The following is a 19,134-nucleotide window of genomic DNA, read 5'->3' on the forward strand; positions in this document are numbered from 1 at the left end:
GTACATCCACCATCTTTGGCCCAACCCGTTTAGCCTTGTTGTCTGACGCCGGTATTGATGAGGATGCGCTTCCTTGTATTGCTTTTTTTATTCCATACTTCAACTAGATATATGTCAGGATATTTGGACACGATATGCTCCATCCAGACATTAAAAAGCGCGTTATGTTCAGGTAGATGGTCCGACCCTCTTTGAACCCTCAGTTTGTTGATGTGGTGCATTAAATCGACCATGGACATGCGTGCAACTCTTGATTTGTGCCCGATATTATCGTTCCACCACCCAGGCAATTCCTTTTCCATGGCGTCGATAAACCCCCCAGGGGGCAATTTTCTTTTAAAGTCATCAACAACGTAGAAATGACAATCGTCTTCATTTTCCTCGTCGATACCAAAGTAGCATTTCGCTGCAAATAACGCCAAATCACGGTCGCTCATATCATTCATATTTGTTATAATTAAAGGATTTCTTGATACATAAAAGTATAAGTGCGTCCCCTTTAAAATAACGTTCACACCAATGCTTGAATCCATTCGTTAAGCAGGGCACAGTATTCAGGTCGACATTCCTCGGTACAGCCACAGCACGGTGTAATCATGCCTCCTGCCATCAGCAACTCGAATTTTGCATCTTGAGGTCTCCTGAAATCCTTTACCGACCTGCCACCTGCCTGGACGATTCTCTCAATAGTTATCGGGCTAAGTCCCCTCTCCTCCGCCAACTCTTCTATTGACCTGTCCTTAAGCAAATCAAAAGAAAACCACTTCGGGATTTTTCTGGCTTTCATGACCCTCGATATTTTTTTCCTGATGCTTGCCCACGACCTATTTTGGAACAATTTTAGTAATTCGTCTTTTGATGATGAAATATGCTTTCTAAGCAGGTTGATTTCATCATCAGTCCAGCATTTCATATCATCTCACTCGTTGATAGGGTTTATGAAAATTATATTATTTCCACGTATAATCACCGAACCCAGCGCCCTTGATTTTTCGCCATCGAGTAATTCGACTGTATTCACCACGTGAAGGTTCAAATAATCGTCCGCGCTCTTCAGCATGCCCTCGAGAACGTATTTTTTGCCCTTCATCTCGATCCGAATTTTGGAACCGACCAACTCTTGAACCTTCTTATTTGGAAACAAAGTAAAACTCCCTCTTCTTTTATGCGCCCTCTGTATCTATAATTTGCCATCTTGATAATCTAACTTCTTCTCCATATTATATCATATTTCGAACATTGCTTCAGATAGCCCAGCACGGATTCGAACCGTGGTCACAAGGTGTCTCCCACAACCTGTAAACAGGTTGATCATTTGACCCGTTTCCGCTTTCGCTTCAACGGGTCGATATGTTCCAACTGCAAAGGGTTGCTCATTTTGACGACCTACCTTTCTATTTCATTGCATTCGATAGGTCATGGTCTTTTTATGTAATTTGATGGTGCTACTGAGCTCGCAAAGCGAGCGAATGTAGCACATTTTTGATCAAACTTTTATGTAAAAGTTTGGTCCAGAGCCTTGTATGATTGACCGCTACACCACCGGGCTAATATCATCTATACCGAAAGGTACTCATATATATACATTCTTCTGGCGATAAATCCATCTTTTGTGATGGCTTCTCGGTCAATTTGATCGGAGCACCCCGTATTAGCACCATGGGAACCTGTTCGTCAGCTTCCCCCATCAAGAGCTGCGCCGCAGAAGCCAAATCATCAGCTATCGCCCTGAACGTCATCTGCAATCTCCTCCCGAATATGTCTTTCTTTCCCCTGAGGTCCTCTACCGCCTCCATCCCAGCGGTTGCCAGTGCAACTCCAATAACACCTTTTTTAAGTGGAATAGTTCTGCTGTCGGCAATTATCGTGCCAACTCTCTTACCGGTCCTTTTCTTGATACTCCTCCTGATACGTTCCGCCTCTCTGAAAGGATGCACAGGCAGCAGGACGACATGACCCTCTGGGGCGTTGGAGACATCCACGCCCGCATTGACGGTAAACCACCCATCCTTGACCGTCAGCAATATCTTTTCCATGCCTCCACATATCTCATCTGCTTCCTGAAGAATGACCTCGACGACGGCCGGGTCCATCTTATAAATCTCTGCCATCCCCATCGCAGCATTGGAGGGGGAAATCTGGTCCAACCTCTGCAGCCTGCCCTGGGCAGTGGCGACCACCGACTCCGCAATGACCAGGACATCTCCGTCCTCGATGTCCAGCTTTTCCCTTGTCAGCACGCTCATCAATATCTCGACGAGATCGTGTCCAGGTTCAATCAAAGGCGTTTTAATGGGATATAAAATCATTTTCTGTCCCAGGAGCTATCACCTATTATCGTTCTTTTGCAATGCCAAAGCATCTTGAATCAACTCTCCGATCATGGGTAAATTAAGCGACTGCATTCTCAGCTTGTGGACCAAACTTTTGATCTGCGCCACCGTGCCGAGAAGCAACACGTCTGCCACTTCTATCTCGCCAGATATCGCCCCCCTGTGAATGGCAGCGTCCCCCCCTCTTGCGAGCATTTCCTGTTTAATAACAAGAGCCTCCGGCGCTGTCACGTTTTTGATGAACATGGACATGGAGACCGTCTTGTCCTTCATTATTTTTATACCAGTATCGGTCACGTTGATGGACTTCATCAAATCTATCGAATCTTCTGGCTTCTTTATGCAATCGATTATGATAACTTGGCGACCATCTTTTTCCACTGTGATAGGTCTGCTCCGCACCGTCTCTGCCATCTTAATAGTATCTATCGTTTCTTTTACGTCGTGCGTCCGAACTATATGTGCACCTTTATATACGGCAATGGCAGTGCATGTTAGGGTACCCGCCAACCGATCAGATGGGCTTGGCTTACCTAAAACACCACCGATAAAGGATTTACGCGACACTGCTACCAAAACGGGTCTGCCAAGGACTTTAAATCGTTCAAAATTATCTAACAGCGCCAGGTCACATTCATGCGTCTTCTCGGGGACCCACCTGCCTATGCCCGGGTCGATGACGATATCAGTTATTCCGCCGTTCTCTGCCATACAGATGCTCTCGACCAACGCGGCCTTGGTTTCTGAGAACGTGAGACAGTCACCTGGCACCTTTTTGGTCGCCATTAGTATTACCGGCGCATCGAAGTCTGACGCCGTCTTCACCATATCCTGGTCGTTTTTTAGTCCACTGATGTCGTTGATGACATTGGCGCCCATACTCAGGGATTTTTTTGCGATGCTTGCATACTGCGTATCGATCGAGATGGGCACATCGACTACGTCTAAAACGCTTTTTAGCGCTGGCAACAGGCGCCCCACCTCTTCTTGCACAGAAATCGGTTTCACGCCAGGGGCGGTGGACCTCGCCCCGATGTCAAGTATGTCAGCACCCTCTTCGACCATCATGGATGCCCTCTCTGCAACTTGATTTCCACTGACTATGGAGCCCTTGTAAAACGACTCCTCGCTGAGGTTTATCACACCCATGACCCTCGTCGGATGAAGGTCGCCAACCTTCATGCCTACTATTTCAGCATCAATTAACGTCATATCGCCTCAGTGCTTAAAGTGCCTTATTCCAGTAAATACCATCGCCATGTCGTGCTCATTTGCCGCCGCGATGACCTCCTCATCTCTGATGGAGCCACCGGGCTGTATGATCGCCGTAACACCTGCCTTTGCCGCTGCGTCTATTCCATCTCTAAATGGGAAAAATGCGTCTGAAGCCAGAACACATCCCTTTTCTCCTGCCTTTTTCACCGCCATCTCGACGGAGTCCACCCTGCTCATCTGCCCTGCGCCGATGCCAGCAGTCCGCTCGTCCTTGATGAGTACTATTGCATTGGATTTTACGTGTTTGGCAACCCTCCATGCAAACGACAAAGACACCATCTCCTCATCAGTGGGCGACCGCTCGGTCACGACTTTCAACACGTCGACGTCCGCCACGTCCATATCCTGCACAAGCAGTCCGCCTACAACCTTTTTCATATCTTTTCCCGCGGTCTTGGTAAGCGCCCCCACCCTCAACAGTCTCAGGTCCTTCTTCTGCTTCAGTATTTTTAGCGATTTTTCATCGTAATCTGAGACGATAACTGCTTCCTTGAAGACCGATGCAATTTCTTTCGCGGTCTCAGCATCGCATTCTCTGTTCAACGCAACTATGCCGCCAAACGCCGACATCGGATCGCACGCATGCGCCTTTTGATATGCCTCTAAAATCGTTTCGCCACATGCGACGCCACATGGATTGGTGTGCTTGACTATCACGGCCGCCGGTTTCTCGAATTCTTTCACCATTTCAAGTGCAGCATCCAGATCAACGATATTGTTGAACGACAACTCTTTTCCATGTAACTGTGTTGCATTGGCTACGCAGGCCCCCTTGAATCCCAAGTCTCTGTAGAATGTCGCCTTTTGATGTGGATTCTCTCCATATCTCAGGTCCTGAACCTTCTCGAAACTCAGATTTAAACGTTCTTTCTCTCTCATACAATCAACTCCCGAGGTACTTATCCATTATTTCCAGCGCACAATATTCTCCGCACATCGTGCATCCTTCCTGAGAATGTATCTCTCGCGCCCTCTCCTCATCCAATGCGAACTTGAACTGCCCTTCCCAATTGCGACCTCGCCGCATCATGGCTAATTTCAAGTCCCTGTCAGAGAGGCCATATTTTATCGTGTCACCGATATGGGCGGCTATGCGAAAGGCGATCACGCCCTCTCTGACGTGTTCCAGGTCTGGCAAGGCCAAATGTTCGGATGGTGTCACGGCGCATAGATAGTCTGCACCCGCTCCACTGGCGAGGCTCGCTCCAACGCATGCGGCGATATGGTCATAGCCCACCGCGACATCGATGGGCAACGGCCCTGCCACGAAAAGCGGTCGATTTCTGGTAACCTCTTTATGGTATTTCACATATTTCTCTATATCCCTTGCCCAAATATGTCCTCCCATTCCTTCGATGATGACCTGGATGCCCGCGTCGTTGGCGCGATCTGCAAGTTCTGTATTTGCCTTTATTTCCTGTAGTTGCGGACCATCCTGCATATCGTGAACGCATCCGCTTCGCATCGCATTTCCAAGCGATAGGACCACGTCATTATCATGTACGATGTCAAGTATGTCGTCAAATCCCTCTTGAAAGGGGTTTTCACTATTATGCTCGAGCATCCAGGCTGCTGTGAACGCCCCCCCTTTGGAGACCATGCCCATCGTGCGCTCTTTTAGCAGCGGCAATGTCTCCAGTACAAATCCTGCATGTATGACAATCGAGCTGACTCCATCCATAACTTGTTTTCGGATCGTTTCGATGATATCCTTCTGTGCCATCTTCTGGAAAGAGCACCTAACAACGGCCTGGTAGATTGGTACCGTCGTAATGGGGACGGAGACTGCTTGTAAGATTTCTCGACGAATGCCATCTATGTCGCCGCCCATCGAAAGATCAGATACGGTGTCTGCCCCGCATTTCACTGCGACCTTCGCCTTCTCAACCTCAAGTGCTGGATCAACTGCCACAGAGGATGTACCGATATTCGCATTGATCTTGGTGCGCAATCCCTTACCGATCCCAACGGAGCGCATGATCACAATCTCGCCATTCGCCACGCGCTCCCGTACAACCTCCTCATCGATACCCTCTGCGAGAGCGACCCTTTTCATCTCTTCTGTAATTCTGCCCTGTGTAGCGCTTTCGATCTGCGTCATCATCGTATTATTCCTTCTTATGGTATGCTATATCTCATATAAATTTGGGATACCACAAACGTTTTTAGCAATAAGATTAAAATAGGTAAATGTAGGTTGATTTATTATGCTGCCAGAATTAGAATTCACTTTTGGAATAATGCCACAACATATTCACCCGATAATCCAGATAATAATTGGCGTTATACTTATCACGATAGGGGCAAACATAACCAAATGGATAGTCAGGGTGTTTGGGATTATCCTGATCATCCTCGGGATTGTGGCTCTGCTATAAGGTATTGCAGGTCATAAGGATTTGCAGATGGTCCCATAGTCAATAACCTATGTTGTAATATTCTTACTCTTGGGCAATCAGGAGGAAGTTGTAGTTCTTGCCGAACCACGATTCACGGGTAGATTTCGTCTTCCATTGGAGTATTGATGCAAGTCTTTAAATATTTTGAAAACTACTATTCAAATGTGAAAACTACTATTCAAAAGCTGACCAAATATCCAGCCGTGCTAAGATTGTTCCTTGGATACCCTAACAGGAATTTCACGCCCCTGGAGATTTCCAGGATAACGAAGATATCTTACACTACCACTTGGAGGTTTATTCACGACTTAGAAAGGGCGGGCATGATTACCATAGAAAAAATAGGCGGGTACAATGTGTGTAGATTAAATCAGAAATCGCCTATCATAGATGAATTGAGGGACTTTGTGGAGTTGGAGCTATCACCTCACGGGTTGGCTATATCCAAGTTTGTCGACCGAGTTAAAAAACTGAAGCATGTGAAAAAAGTCATTCTATTTGGAAGTGTAGCAAAAGGCAAGGAAAAGCTTACGAGTGATGTTGATGTAGCTCTACTCGTAGGCGAGAAGTACCGACTGGAAAAGAAGATCGTAGAGGTAGCCGATGAGATCTTGGGGGAAACAAAAATGAAAATCATACCCATAGTATTGACCCAGAGAGAATTGAAAGAAAACGAGCAATTTGCCTCAGAATTAGCGGAAGGAGTGGTATTGTATGAGGGAGCTAAAAGAGGCTGAATTTTGGCTGGAGAGTGCTAAAAATCTGATGGAATCTGCAAGCCCGGACAGGGAGAGGTACACGGTTGCAGTCGCTCAAGCCATTCACTCGATAATTAGAGCAAATGATGCCCTAACGCTCAAGTTCTTGAAAAGGCGGGCTATGAGACATGACGATGCTGTAAGGCTGTTTCGGGATCTTATCGGTCTTAATAAAATTCCATCTAAATTTGCCGATTTGGGAAGTACGGTCATAATCCCTGCAGTGCAGACAAAATCAAAGGCAGACTATAAAGGGATAGAGGTCAGCAAGGCAGAAGCCGAGAGATGGATTAGAAAAGCCCAGAAGTTTATAGAATGCGCCAAAGAATGCTTGAAGGCGTGATTATGCCTATTATTTATGTCACTGACAGAATTAAGAAGGGGAATGTGATATGGAAGAAAAGCTGAAATTCTTCTTGGATGAAGAAGGTGACGTATTAGATGTTACGATAGGTGAACCTCAGCCAGCGATAAGCGAAGAGATAGGCGATGACGTCATAATTCACAAAAACGACCAAGGCGAAATTGTTGGCTTTACGATACTCAATTTCATAAAAAGATTCAAAAAATTGGGTGTTAGCAGAGAAGTGCCTGTAACTGCTAGATTTGTAACGGCATAATTACCACCACTTTACACTTTCCTTGAACTTCGTCATTCTCTCATCCTTTTCCGGCTTTCTGAAGACGTAGAGATGCTCGTGCACAATCAAAAGAAAATCGTAGTTCCTACCGCGCCATCTTTCGCGCGTGGATTTCGTCTTCCATTGGAGTTTGATGATGTCTTCTCAAGATGAAGTTTGTGCGAAATGATTTATATAAATACTATATTGAGTAAACATCATGCCATCAAAACTACCTGTAGTTATGCCGAAAAAGGCGGTAAAGGTGTTCTCTAAAGTAGGATGGCATGTTGCAAGACAAAAAGGAAGTCATATCCACTTGATAAAGCCTGGAGAGAAGGCGATTCTCACAATACCTTGTCACAAAAAACCATTAAAAAGGGGCGTGTTGAGAACCTTAATAAAAAAAGCAGGATTGACGATAGAAGAATTCGTAGAATTACTTTAATCACGCTTCTACTTCGATCTCTCTTGCAGATGAGATTTTCGTTTCGGTTTTCCCTCTTTCAGCTGCAACCTCTAACCAGCCTTGAATCGCATCTTTTATATTTTCCAAGACCTCCTCTATTGTATCGCCCTGAGAAACACACCCAGGGAGAGCAGGACATTCTATAACGTATCCTTCATCTTCCTCATCTTCCCAGACGATGACCTTGAACTTCATTTTTTCACCTTGTATTGCCCACTCTCAATGTTAGTGTTAATAAATATAAACCTTTCACCACCACCTCATACTCTCCTTGAATTTTGTGATTTTTTCGTCCTGAGCAGGCTTCCTGAAGACGTAGAGATGTTCGTGGGCAATCAAAAGGAAATCGTAGTTCCTACCGCGCCATCTTTCGCGCGTGGATTTCGTCTTCCATTGGAGTTTGATGATGTCTTCTCAAGATGAAGTTTGTGCGAAATTATAAGCATTTCCTATGACTTTTTGCTGATCCAGAGCATAATCGCCTCCTCAATCGCCTTGCTCATGTTACCTTTCTTCATGCCCATACGTTTAAAGACCTCTTCTTTAAAGTCCTGTTCCAAATCATCAGGCAAGACTATGTTAAGCCTTTTCATATAAGACAGACATGCACGTATGCATATAACTACTTTTCGCTATATGCGTAAAATTTATATATGGTGGGTGTATATGTGTATATGTTGATAAGTATGAAAGTTAGAAAAGAGATAGAAAAATTATTTGAGGAGAAGAAGAGAAAACTCGGAGTCGAAGCCGAGCTTGAATTGAGTTTTCTAGAAAATACACCAGTTGTAGGGTATAATGTGTACGGGGAAGCATTCCCACCGGAGAAGAAAGTGGTTTTAGAAGTTTTTGCCCCCGATGCTACAACAGAGGAAATCGAAGAAATCATCTGTCATGAACTAGTTCATTTAAAGTATCCTGAATTAGATGAGGATAGTAAAGAACTTGAGGAGAATGTTTTAAACTGCCTCGATTCAGCCAGAAAAGTTCTGAGGTATACAAAATGAACAAAGAAGCAAGACCCTTTGTAAAATGGGCGGGTGGTAAAGGAAGTCTTTTAAATGAGCTTACAAAGAACCTCCCCGAGTTTAAAAATTATCACGAACCATTCGTTGGAGGTGGGGCTTTATTTTTTCGATTATACAGCATGGGCAAAATAAGAAAAGCATATCTTAACGATTTAAACGAAGAATTGATGAATGCATATCAGGTAATCAAAAGTGATGTGGATAGCTTAATAAATGAACTCCAATCTGGAAACTATCAAAATACAAAAGAAATTTATTACAAAATCAGAGCTGAAGAACTCAAAGATAAAGTAAAGAGAGTTGCTAGGTTTATCTACTTAAACAAAACAGCCTATAATGGGCTTTATCGGGTAAATAAAAAAGGAAAATTCAATGTCCCATTTGGGGGATATGTGAATCCTACAATTTGCGATGAAAAAAATTTGAAGCTCGTAAGCCAAGCTCTTCAAAAAGTTGAATTAGTTAGTGAGGATTTTTCAATGGTTCTGAAACACGCCCAAAAGGTAGATTTGGTTTATTTCGATCCCCCCTATTTCCCGTTGTCAGAAACATCTAATTTTACGAGTTACACCTCGGAAGGATTTACCAAAGAAGACCAAGATAGACTATACGAAGTTTATAAGCACCTCGATTCTGGTGGACGTTTCGTAATGCTAAGTAACTCATATCACCCATATACACAAAAATTATATCAAGAATTTGATCTAGAAATAGTATTTGCTGGAAGGGCGATAAGTTGTAAAGCAGATGGGCGGGGAAAAATAAGAGAATTAATTATCAGAAATTGGAAACCTATCGTCTCCCACCAAAACCAGCTTTAGATAATATTGAGTACAAATCATTTGAGTTTAAAAGTTTATCTACTACTCCTATAAACATAAAAGCATTAGGATTATTAGTCTTTTCTTGTAACATAAGTAACTCCATTAAGTGTGTAAGAAATTCAATATCAAAAAATCCGTGATTATTAAGGTCTTGATAATGTGTAATAAACTGATTATCTCGTGATTTTACCAGATTATTACGTATAGTTTGCATTGTTCTATCTGGTAGAGGAGTTATTTGTTCCCATCGAGCTATCATATTATTCAAAAATTCATTAGTAAGGTTTGAATCACCAAATTTTTTAATTAGAATATCAACCGTCCAATGAATATGTTTTGGCGTTCTTATTTGTGAACGTGGAGTGTTAAAATTCCTAAATTTTATCCATATATCATTTGGGCTTAATTGACCAGGAAAAACGTAAATTTGTAAACCATTTTCAAAATCAATTTCAAGGATGGAAATTATTGGATTTCCATCTCTTGTTATTTGTGTTCTTCCTTGATTATAATTTGGCAAGAATTAACCTCCGATTTTTAAACTTCATCCCTTTGATTGATCCTCTGCGGGCTTATTTAAGCATTTTGATCCGAAAGAGCGCTCTTTTCTCAAAAATCGCCGCGCAGATTGCTTTAAATCGATAAAATCAAAATGCTCTTAACTTCTACCATGGTGGGATTACGGCGGCATTATCAACAAATTGGTAACAACTTTTATGTATATGTGGCGCCACCTGTTCATATAGGCAGCCTGGCAACATACTTAGGAAGTGGGGGTGAGCTAAGTTACAATGGAGAGAAAAGCACTTTTTTACATAGAGGGCAAAGAAGTCCAACATGTTGGTTGTAGGCTTACAGTCACGAGAGAATTAATCTGTGCTGGGTTCACCAAAGGAGGCGCATTTAATTTACCAGATGGTAGGGTAGAAGTTGTGTTGGAAGGAGATGAAAATAAGATTAAGTACATACATAAAGAAATCCGAGAAAACTTAATCGAGTGGCTAAAGCAAAGAGCTATGGATAAGGAAGAGTTCAAAAGACGAATGGGCAATCCTCATCCAAGTCTTACTGTCACTGATTTAGAATTTAAAGAAGATTTGTTGGTTTTGGATGTCGGTCTGTTCAGTCATTCTCTGACTTTTGATCAAATTTACAAAGGTGTTGATGTTTATAAGGAATTGATTGGGGCCATAAAAAATCTTAATGAGACCCTAAAAGAGAAATAAGAAGGATTCGATTTGACGGTATCCATCACGCCAATTCTCTGGCTAACCATCACTTTTAGACACAAAACGTTTACATGTGCTAGAAACAAACTACGGCAGAGGAAACCAAAATGCTGCCCACACTAATACTAATCTTTATCCTGACGCCCATCATAGAGCTATTTTTATTAATCGAACTTGGCAAGCTGATTGGTACGTGGAATATAATCATCATCGTCGTGGTCACAGGGGTTTTGGGCGCCATGCTCGCAAAATCCCAGGGCCTGTCCGTTCTCAGAGACATGCAGATGGACCTGATGCGCGGCATCCTGCCAACAGACAGATTGTTCGATGGCGCACTCGTGCTGATAGGCGGGGTTCTGCTCATCACGCCGGGAGTGCTCACGGATTTACTGGGCTTTGCCCTGCTCATTCCATTGACGCGCAAGTGGATAAAGAAGATACTGAAGGGGTGGCTCAAGCGAAAGATCAGGTATGGCGAGGTACAAATGCACAGATATGAGTGGTAAATTGTTCAAAACTCATATCTCCAGCACATCGTTAGGAAACCTTAAAGTCACAGAACGAACTATATTTAGTGATAAACATGCCTGAAGTTGTGACCATTCCCAGGGCGGAATATGAGTTTTTGAAGAAATGCGAGAAGGTACTCTATGAGGAGTTTAACGAGGAGTTTATAAAAAAGGTAAGCAAAGCGCAGATGCAACTCGAAAAAGGCAAAGGAATTCTGTGCAAAAGTAAGGTAGAAAGAAGCAGATATTTTGAATCTCTCTGATTTGGATGACATATAACTGCAGATTTTCTCCCGAATTCGAAAAAGACCTCCAGAAGATCAAGAAGAAAGACAAGGTTTTGTTTGAGAGAATTTGTAAGAAGATCGAGGAAATTTTAGAAAGTCCAGAAGGTTACAAGCCATTGAGATACAAACTTAAAGGATTGAGAAGGGTTCATATAGGGAGCATTGTAATCATTTTCCAGATAACAGGAGATGTTGTGGAATTTCTTGTTGCTGAACACCACGATAGAGCTTATAAGAGATAGTTTGGGCAAGCACATAATCTCTTCAGTTTGCTCACATGGCTCACGCAGATTCCTTTATTATAACCCGCCGCCCCTCTATCGTTAATCGCCCTTCTGCAAAGAGCTGGACCGCTTCTGGATAGAGTCTTCTCTCCTCAACGAGAATCCGCTCCTTCAGCGTCTCGACGGTGTCATCCCCCATGACTGGAACCGCGCTCTGCAGGATTATCGGTCCGTTATCCACACTCTCGTCCACGAAATGTATGGTGCATCCAGAAACCTTGGCGCCGTGGTCAAGCACCTGCTTCCACGCATTCTTGCCAGGAAAAGCGGGCAAGAGCGATGGGTGGACGTTCATGACCCTGTACGCATTCACGATGGCTGGGCTGAGTATTCGCCTGTAGCCGTCGAGCACGATCAGGTCCACGTCATGCTTCTTGAGATGCTGCATGATCTCCTTCTCGTGCTCCTCTCTGGTCCTGGAGTCCACTGGAATGCACACGTTCTCAAGCCCATGCTCTCTCGCCCATTTTAAGACTGGCGCATCTGGATTTTCAGTGACCAGTATCGAGATACGGGCGTCCAGCGCACCCTTTTTGACCAGTTCCCAAAGGCATTTCAGGTTCCCTCCCCTGTTAGAGGCCAGTACTGCTACGCTTAATTTCTTCATGACAACGCACTCTTTGCTGCAGTTATGGTGTTGCGCATGAGCATCGCAATGGTCATCGGGCCCACTCCCCCTGGGACTGGCGTGATCGCCGATACCTTTCTCTTGACAGCCTCAAAATCGACATCTCCACAGAGTTTGCCATCGATTCGGTTGATGCCAACATCGATGACCACCGCGCCCTCCTTCACCATATCCTCGGTGATAAGCTTCGCCTTACCAGTCGCCGCCACCAGTATGTCCGCCTGTCTGGTGTACTCGCTGAGATTCCTCGTCTTCGAATGACATATGGTGACGGTTGCATGTTTGGCAAGCAGCATCAAAGCTACTGGCTTGCCGACGATGTCGCTCCGCCCCACGATCACGGCATGTTTCCCCTCAATAGATACTCCTGCCTCTTCCAATAATGTCATAATTCCTGCAGGGGTGCATGGAACAAGCGTTCCCATATCGACACCGATCATCAGGTTGCCCATGTTGGTTGGATGGAAGCCGTCCACATCTTTTTTTGGGAATATCGTCTTCAAAATTTTCCGTTCGTTTAGGTGTGACGGGAGGGGGAGTTGCACCAGAATGCCATGAATCTTTGAGGCATCATTCAATTGACGGATAAGTTGAATGACTTCATCCTCTCCGACATCTTCTGGAAACGCATGCTCCTCGTGATAGATTCCTATGCTCTCGCACGCCTTTTTCTTCATAGAGACGTAAATCCGAGACGCCAGTTCGTTTCCTGCCAATATCGTTGCAAGCCCAGGAATTATGTTCTGCTCGCTCTTTAATTGCTCAATCTCACGTTTCATCTCGGCTTGCAATTCTGTTGCGACTTTGCGTCCGTCAATCAGATTCAAGATGTATCCTCTCAGTGGTCTCTCAATCTATGATTCAGATATCCATTCAATACAGTGGAAACCGATTGCACAACCCCTTGACCTCTCTTTTAACCGCATCCTTCTTTGTTTTGTCTCCAATATCTGAAAGAACTCTGCTGACCATATTTGCTATCTTTCTCATCTCCGATTCCTTCATGCCCCTTGTGGTTATAGTCGGTGTACCGATCCGAATTCCGCTGGTGACAAAAGGACTCTGGGTGTCGAATGGGACGGTGTTCTTGTTCACGGTGATGCCCGCTTCACCCAGCGCCGCCTCCGCATCCTTTCCGGTGATACCCTTATTAGTAAGGTCCACCAGCACCAGGTGGCTGTCGGTCCCGCCAGATACTATGGCAAATCCATTGTTTGATAGTGTATCTGCTATCGCCTTTGCATTCTTGACGGTCTGCTTCTGATAATCCACGAATTCCTTTGTCATCGCCAGTTTAAATGTCACCGCTTTGGCGGCGATGACGTGCATAAGGGGACCGCCCTGTATCCCCGGGAATACTATTTTGTCGATAGCTGTGGCAAACTCGCCCTTACAGATGATGAAACCCCCCCTTGCACCGCGCAACGTTTTATGAGTGGTACTCGTCACGAAATGCGCATGCGGTACTGGATTTTGGTGCAGACCTGCCGCAATCAAGCCGGCGATGTGCGCCATATCGACCATCAAATATGCTCCAACTTCATCGGCAATTTCCCTGAACCTGGCAAAATCTATCTCTCTCGGATAGGCGCTCGCCCCTGCCACGATCATGGCTGGCTTGTGTTTTTTAGCCAACTCCTCTACCATGTCGTAGTTTATCCTCTGCGTCTCCCTCTCCACCCCATAGAAAACGCTCTTAAAAAATTTTCCTGAAAAATTGACAGGGCTACCGTGCGTCAGATGTCCACCATGGGAGAGCATCATGCCCATGATGGTGTCACCGACGTTCAACATCGCGAAATAAACTGCCATATTTGCCTGCGATCCCGAATGTGGCTGGACGTTGACATGTTCGGCGCCAAAAAGCTTCTTGGCCCGCTCGATCGCCAAGTTCTCCACCACGTCCATGTACTCGCATCCACCGTAGTATCGTCTGCCAGGATATCCTTCAGCGTACTTGTTCGTCATGACCGAGCCTTGTGCCTCTAAAATCGCCTCGTCGACGCAATTTTCAGAGGCAATCAGTTCAAGCCCGGATCGTTCTCTCTCGATTTCCTGTTCAATAACCCTTGCTACCTCTGGGTCCGCCTCAACTAATCTCATCAAATCTCCTACACTTCTTGTATATTTATATTACGAGGATTTAAATTGCATGACATCTATCAATCCTACTTAAAAAACATTTTCGGTGTTGATATATGTGCTGGAAACCATAATAACTGCGGTCTGGTTGATGATGCCTGCATATATATCTAATATATGTGCGGTATTATGTGGGGGCGGAACCCCAATCGATTTGGAGCGAAAATTTAGAGACGGAAAAAGGATATTGGGGGATGGAAAGACCTACAGGGGATTTATTGGAGGAGTATTCGGAGGAATTGTTATGGGAGTGGGACAAAACACCATCGCTCCTGAGGGTTTGCCCTTGTTTACCATTCCTGCGCTCATCTGCCTGCCCATGGGTGCGATGACAGGAGATATCACAAAGAGTTTTTTTAAAAGGCGTATAGGACTTGATAGTGGGGCGCCGCTTCCATTGATAGACCAACTGGATTTCGTCTTTGGCGCACTGATATTCACAGCAATTTTCAGCTATGACTGGGTCATCGCAAATTTCACGCCGTGGACCATCATAACGATACTCGTGTTGACTCCGGTTTTACATATACTTTTTAACATCATCGGGTATAAAATAGGAAAAAAAGATGTGCCGTGGTGACCAGTAATATGAAAGGGAGGATGTGTTGATGAAAGAGTTGATAAAAGCGCTTAAAAAAGCGGTCAAATTTGGTGATTTTACACTGTCTTCGGGCAAGAAGAGCAATTATTACATTGACAAATATGTTTTCGAGACAAACCCGGAGTGTTTGATGACATTGGGCAAACAAATGTCAAAACTGATACCACCAGGCACGCAAAGACTTGCAGGAATCGAGCTCGGGTCGGTTCCGCTGGCGGCGGTGATAAGCATCTGCAGTCGTTTGCCATATGTTATAGTCAGAAAAGAAAAGAAAGAATACGGAACGGGCAAGAAAGTCGAGGGCGAATTTGCAGCAGGCGAGCGCATCCTTCTGATAGAGGATGTCACCACGACCGGTTCAGGTGCAGTCATGGCGGCCAAGACGCTGCGCGAGCTTGGATTGGTCGTCGATTGCGCCATCGTAGCAGTTGACCGAGAAGAGGGCGCAAAAGAGAATTTAGATAAAATTGGAGTTTCACTCATACCGCTTATTAAAGCAAAGGAATTGTTGAAATGAAACTCTTAATTGTCGGTTCTGGCGGCAGGGAACATGCCATCGCCGAGACTCTGGCACGAAGCAGACGCCACCCAGCCATGTACGCCGTGATGAAAAATCACAATCCTGGTATAGCGCGCTTATGCGAAGGCATATTGATCGCCGAAGAGACCGACATTTCAAAAGTTACAGGTTATGCGGACAAGATTAAAACCGACTTAGCGATAATCGGACCCGAGGCACCGCTTGCCGCAGGCATCGTGGACGCGCTTGAAGAAATTGACGTTCCTGCAGTCGGTCCAAAAAAAACAGTTGCGAGAATCGAATCGGATAAGGTATGGGCACGTCAGCTGATGAGGAAACATGGCATCAAGGGCTGTCCTGTTTTCAGGGTGTTCGGCGATGCAGACGATGCATGCGAATTTATAGACGGATTTGAAAAAGGCGCGGTCGTCAAACCCGCAGGTCTCACGGGCGGAAAGGGCGTAAAGGTGGTCGGGGACCAGGTAGACAAGGATGGTGCCAAAGAATACGTCAAAGGTCTTCTGGAAAAAGGACAGGTGGTGATAGAAGAACGTCTTGTGGGGGAGGAATTCACGGTCCAGGCATTTGTGGACGGAAAGGCGCTGGCGTCAAGTCCAGCAGTGCAAGACCATAAAAGAGCATATGAAGGAGATAGGGGGCCAAACACTGGTGGCATGGGGTCATATAGCGATGCCGGAGACATTTTGCCGTTCATGGCTGAACAGGACTATGTGGATGGGATAAAGATAATGAAGCAAACGGTCGCTGCACTGAAAAAGGAGACTGGAGTGGAGTATAAGGGGATTCTGTACGGACAATTTATGCTGACCGCCGACGGTCTAAAAGTTATCGAGTTCAACTGCAGATTTGGAGACCCAGAGGCGATGAATGTGCTCCCTCTTCTAAATACCGATCTGGTGGAGATAGCATACGATATATTGAATGGGTCGCTTTCAGACGTTGAATTCATGCGCAAGGCTACCGTATGTAAGTACGCCGTGCCAAAAGGCTATCCCGCCAAGCCCATCATCGGAGCGAAATTATCGATAGAGCCGATTGAGGACGCTCTCCTGTTTTATGCAAGCGTGAACGAGGTCGACGGAGAGATTTACACTACTTCGTCGCGTTCGCTTGCCGTCGTGGGAATTGCCGATACAATTTCCGAAGCAGAGAAAAAAGCAGAAAATGCACTGTCCAGAATAAAAGGACACATACAGTGCAGGCACGATATTGGAAAAAAGTTTTTAATCCAGAAACGAATTGACCATATAAAATCGTTGAGAGGGTTGTGATGAATTTCATTTCGATGGCGGACCTGACATATGATGATATCACCGATATACTCGACATGGCAGAGGAGCTAAAGGAAAAACGAGCGCGTGGGGAGATATCTGACCATCTAAAAAACAAGAGCCTTGCGATGATATTTGAAAAGCCATCCACCAGAACGCGCGTTTCATTCGAAACTGCCATGGCAGACCTGGGCGGACATGCACTGTATCTCAACTGGCAGGACATTCAACTCGGAAGGGGGGAGACGATAGAAGACAGTGCTCAGGCGATATCTCGCTATGTGCACGGAGTGATGGTCAGGGCGAACGCTCATAAAACGGTAGTACAATTCGCAAAGCACTCGAAGGTGCCTGTAATCAATGGATTGACCGATATCGAGCACCCATGCCAATCCCTCGCGGACTTATTGACCATCTACGAATCAAAGGGAAAGTTCGCCGATATTAAATTTGGCTGGATTGGAGATGGCAACAATGTATGTAACTCATCGATACTGGCCGGTGCGCTCACAGGGATGGATGTCGTTGTGGCATGTCCAAAGGGATACGAACCTAACGAGGCGGTCGTGAAAAAGGCGGAAGAGATTGGAGGCGATATAAAAATCACGCACGACCCAGAAGGTGCGGCCAGGGATGCAGACGTGCTCTACACGGATGTGTGGGTCTCGATGGGGGACGAGAGCAAGAAGAAGATAAAAATGCGCGATTTTCAGGGATTCCGGATTGATGAGAAGGTAGTAGAGATGGCAAAAGATGACGTCATCGTCATGCACTGCCTGCCAGCCAACAGGGGCGAGGAAATAACGGCAGACATCATCGATGGTCCGCATTCTGTAATCTTTGAGCAGGCTGAAAACAGGTTGCACGCTCAGAAGGCGCTGTTGGTGAAGCTATTGGGTTGAGATACTTTTTAAAGTTTGACGGACGTGGCGGGATTTGAACCCGCGACCTACAGCTTAGGAGGCATGCGGACAATTGAAAACGTCTCAAGTGCTTGCCGCCCTATCCAAACTAGGCCACACGCCCTTAGCATACGAACACCCTCAAATTTTATATTTGTTTTCATTTTCTATTTCTCGGATTAAATAGATAGGCTTATAATGATAAGTCAATATCTGTTTGTAACGAATTATGGGGTATACTTATAAATAGTTGGAGAGAATAGAATAAAAAAACATGTCGACCAAAAAACGCGTGCTTCAACGGGTGCCAACCGGAATAAAAGGATTCGATGAATTATGCGAAGGGGGCCCTATTGGAGGTAGAACATATCTACTCGTTGGCACATACGGCAGCGGCAAAACCATCTTTAGCCTGCAGTATCTCTATGGTGGAATTACCAAATACGATGAAGCTGGCATTTTTATAGCTACAGAGGAGCAGCCAGAACAAATTCGGCAAAATGCGTCAAATTTTAGCTGGGACTTGGATGCACTTGAAGCTGAAAATAAACTGGCAATAGTGGATGCATGTGCTGCCAAGGTCGGACTCCCTTCCACCGAAAAATACGTGGACGTTAGACCACTCGACATGCGTTCTATGCTGGACCAGGTCATCAAGATACAAGAAGAAATCGGTGCAAAAAGGGCAGTAGTTGACTCCTCGACTTCAATAGGTTTTTATCTTCAAATGGATCCAATTAAACTACGGATAGAGTTGCTTAGATTAAGCAATATACTGAACACCCTGGGTCTAACGTCACTGCTGACCTGCGAGGTCATTGATGACACGAAAACAAATAGATTCGGAGTGGAAAACTTTGTTACTGATGGGACTATCATACTGTATTATAGGAAACCGAATGATGTGCGAGTTCGCGGCATAGAGATATATAAAATGAGAGGGACCAAACACAGTGAGAAAGTCCATCCATTCGATATGATGTCTAAGGGCATAGTCGTATATCCGGATAAAACTATCTCTTTCTAATTTAATA

Annotated in this window: 30 protein-coding genes and 2 tRNA genes; 17 read left to right on the top strand and 15 right to left on the bottom strand. The window is 45.0% G+C overall.

What is annotated here, in order from left to right; genetic code table 11:
• Window positions 1-29 precede the first annotated feature (29 nt).
• The 8 genes from BME93_03370 to thiC all read right to left on the bottom strand — a co-directional run bounded on the left by BME93_03370 (window position 30) and on the right by thiC (window position 5,712).
• Window positions 30-446, bottom strand: coding sequence for a hypothetical protein (locus BME93_03370; protein ATZ61160.2), 417 nt, complete (start codon window positions 444-446; stop codon window positions 30-32).
• A gap of 65 nt (window positions 447-511) precedes the next feature.
• Window positions 512-913: a hypothetical protein gene (locus BME93_03375; GenBank protein ID ATZ61777.2), complete on the bottom strand. Its 402-nt coding sequence runs from the start codon at window positions 911-913 to the stop codon at window positions 512-514.
• Window positions 914-919: 6 nt separating this feature from the next.
• Window positions 920-1,144 carry an LSM domain-containing protein gene (locus tag BME93_03380; GenBank protein ID ATZ61161.2) on the bottom strand — a complete coding sequence of 75 codons (225 nt, stop codon included), beginning with the start codon at window positions 1,142-1,144 and terminating at the stop codon, window positions 920-922.
• Between the two features lie 105 nt (window positions 1,145-1,249).
• Window positions 1,250-1,549, bottom strand: a tRNA-Gln gene (locus BME93_03385).
• A 4-nt stretch (window positions 1,550-1,553) separates the two neighbouring features.
• Window positions 1,554-2,309 (bottom strand): coenzyme F420-0:L-glutamate ligase, encoded by a 756-nt coding sequence (gene cofE, locus BME93_03390; protein ATZ61163.2) that lies wholly within the window; start codon window positions 2,307-2,309, stop codon window positions 1,554-1,556.
• Window positions 2,310-2,327: 18 nt separating this feature from the next.
• A complete protein-coding gene (folP, locus tag BME93_03395) occupies window positions 2,328-3,545 on the bottom strand; it encodes a dihydropteroate synthase (GenBank protein ID WRQ72958.1) in 1,218 nt (405 codons plus the stop codon).
• A gap of 6 nt (window positions 3,546-3,551) precedes the next feature.
• Entirely contained in the window at window positions 3,552-4,487 is a 936-nt protein-coding gene (purH, locus tag BME93_03400) for a bifunctional phosphoribosylaminoimidazolecarboxamide formyltransferase/IMP cyclohydrolase (GenBank protein ATZ61164.2), read from the bottom strand.
• Between the two features lie 4 nt (window positions 4,488-4,491).
• Window positions 4,492-5,712: a phosphomethylpyrimidine synthase ThiC gene (gene thiC, locus BME93_03405; GenBank protein ID ATZ61165.2), complete on the bottom strand. Its 1,221-nt coding sequence runs from the start codon at window positions 5,710-5,712 to the stop codon at window positions 4,492-4,494.
• A 103-nt stretch (window positions 5,713-5,815) separates the two neighbouring features.
• Here thiC and BME93_03410 point away from each other — a divergent pair, with 103 nt between their 5' ends.
• The 5 genes from BME93_03410 to BME93_03430 all read left to right on the top strand — a co-directional run bounded on the left by BME93_03410 (window position 5,816) and on the right by BME93_03430 (window position 7,833).
• On the top strand, window positions 5,816-5,986 hold the full coding sequence (locus tag BME93_03410; GenBank protein ID ATZ61166.2) for a hypothetical protein: 171 nt from the start codon (window positions 5,816-5,818) through the stop codon (window positions 5,984-5,986).
• A gap of 146 nt (window positions 5,987-6,132) precedes the next feature.
• Window positions 6,133-6,744, top strand: a complete 612-nt coding sequence (locus tag BME93_03415) for a nucleotidyltransferase domain-containing protein (GenBank protein ATZ61167.2) — start codon at window positions 6,133-6,135, stop codon at window positions 6,742-6,744.
• The gene (locus BME93_03420) at window positions 6,722-7,108 is read left to right on the top strand and encodes a HEPN domain-containing protein (protein ID ATZ61778.2); all 387 of its coding nucleotides are present in this window, start codon (window positions 6,722-6,724) and stop codon (window positions 7,106-7,108) included. The genes BME93_03415 and BME93_03420 overlap by 23 nt, the downstream gene beginning before the upstream one ends.
• Window positions 7,109-7,157: 49 nt before the next feature.
• Entirely contained in the window at window positions 7,158-7,385 is a 228-nt protein-coding gene (locus tag BME93_03425; GenBank protein ID ATZ61168.2) for a DUF2283 domain-containing protein, read from the top strand.
• A gap of 220 nt (window positions 7,386-7,605) precedes the next feature.
• The gene (locus BME93_03430) at window positions 7,606-7,833 is read left to right on the top strand and encodes a type II toxin-antitoxin system HicA family toxin (protein ATZ61169.2); all 228 of its coding nucleotides are present in this window, start codon (window positions 7,606-7,608) and stop codon (window positions 7,831-7,833) included.
• On the opposite strand, the gene BME93_03435 is transcribed toward BME93_03430, so the two are convergent.
• The gene (locus tag BME93_03435) at window positions 7,834-8,049 is read right to left on the bottom strand and encodes a type II toxin-antitoxin system HicB family antitoxin (GenBank protein ID ATZ61170.2); all 216 of its coding nucleotides are present in this window, start codon (window positions 8,047-8,049) and stop codon (window positions 7,834-7,836) included.
• Window positions 8,050-8,076: 27 nt separating this feature from the next.
• On the opposite strand from BME93_03435, the gene BME93_03440 reads away from it, so the two are divergent.
• Window positions 8,077-8,277, top strand: coding sequence for a hypothetical protein (locus BME93_03440; protein ID ATZ61171.2), 201 nt, complete (start codon window positions 8,077-8,079; stop codon window positions 8,275-8,277).
• Window positions 8,278-8,303: 26 nt separating this feature from the next.
• Here BME93_03440 and BME93_03445 read toward each other — a convergent pair whose 3' ends face one another.
• Window positions 8,304-8,447, bottom strand: coding sequence for a hypothetical protein (locus BME93_03445; protein ATZ61172.2), 144 nt, complete (start codon window positions 8,445-8,447; stop codon window positions 8,304-8,306).
• A 93-nt stretch (window positions 8,448-8,540) separates the two neighbouring features.
• On the opposite strand from BME93_03445, the gene BME93_03450 reads away from it, so the two are divergent.
• Entirely contained in the window at window positions 8,541-8,861 is a 321-nt protein-coding gene (locus tag BME93_03450; GenBank protein ATZ61173.2) for a hypothetical protein, read from the top strand.
• Window positions 8,858-9,703 carry a DNA adenine methylase gene (locus BME93_03455; protein ID ATZ61174.2) on the top strand — a complete coding sequence of 282 codons (846 nt, stop codon included), beginning with the start codon at window positions 8,858-8,860 and terminating at the stop codon, window positions 9,701-9,703. The genes BME93_03450 and BME93_03455 overlap by 4 nt, the downstream gene beginning before the upstream one ends.
• Here the strand turns inward: BME93_03455 and BME93_03460 are convergent.
• Window positions 9,675-10,226, bottom strand: a complete 552-nt coding sequence (locus BME93_03460) for a hypothetical protein (GenBank protein ID WRQ72873.1) — start codon at window positions 10,224-10,226, stop codon at window positions 9,675-9,677. The two genes, BME93_03455 and BME93_03460, sit on opposite strands and share 29 nt — an antisense overlap.
• A gap of 271 nt (window positions 10,227-10,497) precedes the next feature.
• Here BME93_03460 and BME93_03465 point away from each other — a divergent pair, with 271 nt between their 5' ends.
• The 4 genes from BME93_03465 to BME93_03480 all read left to right on the top strand — a co-directional run bounded on the left by BME93_03465 (window position 10,498) and on the right by BME93_03480 (window position 11,973).
• Entirely contained in the window at window positions 10,498-10,932 is a 435-nt protein-coding gene (locus BME93_03465) for an acylphosphatase (GenBank protein ID ATZ61779.2), read from the top strand.
• 110 nt (window positions 10,933-11,042) lie between these two features.
• Window positions 11,043-11,441 carry a membrane protein FxsA gene (gene fxsA / locus BME93_03470; protein ATZ61175.2) on the top strand — a complete coding sequence of 133 codons (399 nt, stop codon included), beginning with the start codon at window positions 11,043-11,045 and terminating at the stop codon, window positions 11,439-11,441.
• A gap of 77 nt (window positions 11,442-11,518) precedes the next feature.
• A complete protein-coding gene (locus tag BME93_03475; GenBank protein ID ATZ61176.2) occupies window positions 11,519-11,707 on the top strand; it encodes a hypothetical protein in 189 nt (62 codons plus the stop codon).
• Between the two features lie 5 nt (window positions 11,708-11,712).
• Entirely contained in the window at window positions 11,713-11,973 is a 261-nt protein-coding gene (locus tag BME93_03480; protein ATZ61177.2) for a type II toxin-antitoxin system mRNA interferase toxin, RelE/StbE family, read from the top strand.
• A 40-nt stretch (window positions 11,974-12,013) separates the two neighbouring features.
• On the opposite strand, the gene purN is transcribed toward BME93_03480, so the two are convergent.
• The 3 genes from purN to BME93_03495 are packed head-to-tail and all read right to left on the bottom strand — an operon-like array spanning window position 12,014 to window position 14,749.
• On the bottom strand, window positions 12,014-12,622 hold the full coding sequence (gene purN / locus BME93_03485; protein ID ATZ61178.2) for a phosphoribosylglycinamide formyltransferase: 609 nt from the start codon (window positions 12,620-12,622) through the stop codon (window positions 12,014-12,016).
• Window positions 12,619-13,470 (bottom strand): bifunctional methylenetetrahydrofolate dehydrogenase/methenyltetrahydrofolate cyclohydrolase FolD, encoded by an 852-nt coding sequence (gene folD, locus BME93_03490; GenBank protein ID ATZ61179.2) that lies wholly within the window; start codon window positions 13,468-13,470, stop codon window positions 12,619-12,621. Before folD ends, purN begins: the two co-directional genes overlap by 4 nt.
• A 46-nt stretch (window positions 13,471-13,516) precedes the next feature.
• Complete coding sequence (locus BME93_03495; protein ID ATZ61180.2) at window positions 13,517-14,749, bottom strand: serine hydroxymethyltransferase; 1,233 nt, start codon at window positions 14,747-14,749, stop codon at window positions 13,517-13,519.
• Window positions 14,750-14,846: 97 nt separating this feature from the next.
• On the opposite strand from BME93_03495, the gene BME93_03500 reads away from it, so the two are divergent.
• The 4 genes from BME93_03500 to argF are packed head-to-tail and all read left to right on the top strand — an operon-like array spanning window position 14,847 to window position 18,100.
• A complete protein-coding gene (locus BME93_03500; protein ID ATZ61181.2) occupies window positions 14,847-15,365 on the top strand; it encodes a CDP-2,3-bis-(O-geranylgeranyl)-sn-glycerol synthase in 519 nt (172 codons plus the stop codon).
• 28 nt (window positions 15,366-15,393) lie between these two features.
• A complete protein-coding gene (gene pyrE / locus BME93_03505) occupies window positions 15,394-15,903 on the top strand; it encodes an orotate phosphoribosyltransferase (protein ATZ61182.2) in 510 nt (169 codons plus the stop codon).
• Window positions 15,900-17,198 carry a phosphoribosylamine--glycine ligase gene (purD, locus tag BME93_03510; GenBank protein ATZ61183.2) on the top strand — a complete coding sequence of 433 codons (1,299 nt, stop codon included), beginning with the start codon at window positions 15,900-15,902 and terminating at the stop codon, window positions 17,196-17,198. Before pyrE ends, purD begins: the two co-directional genes overlap by 4 nt.
• On the top strand, window positions 17,198-18,100 hold the full coding sequence (gene argF, locus BME93_03515; GenBank protein ID ATZ61184.2) for an ornithine carbamoyltransferase: 903 nt from the start codon (window positions 17,198-17,200) through the stop codon (window positions 18,098-18,100). The genes purD and argF overlap by 1 nt, the downstream gene beginning before the upstream one ends.
• Window positions 18,101-18,119: 19 nt before the next feature.
• On the opposite strand, the gene BME93_03520 is transcribed toward argF, so the two are convergent.
• Window positions 18,120-18,224: transfer RNA gene (locus BME93_03520), tRNA-Arg, on the bottom strand.
• 150 nt (window positions 18,225-18,374) lie between these two features.
• On the opposite strand from BME93_03520, the gene BME93_03525 reads away from it, so the two are divergent.
• Window positions 18,375-19,127 (top strand): ATPase domain-containing protein, encoded by a 753-nt coding sequence (locus BME93_03525; GenBank protein ATZ61780.2) that lies wholly within the window; start codon window positions 18,375-18,377, stop codon window positions 19,125-19,127.
• Window positions 19,128-19,134: the final 7 nt, after the last annotated feature.

This window comes from Methanosarcinales archaeon Met12, assembly GCA_002813105.2.
Lineage (GTDB): Archaea > Halobacteriota > UBA148 > UBA148 > JAJOKI01 > JAJOKI01.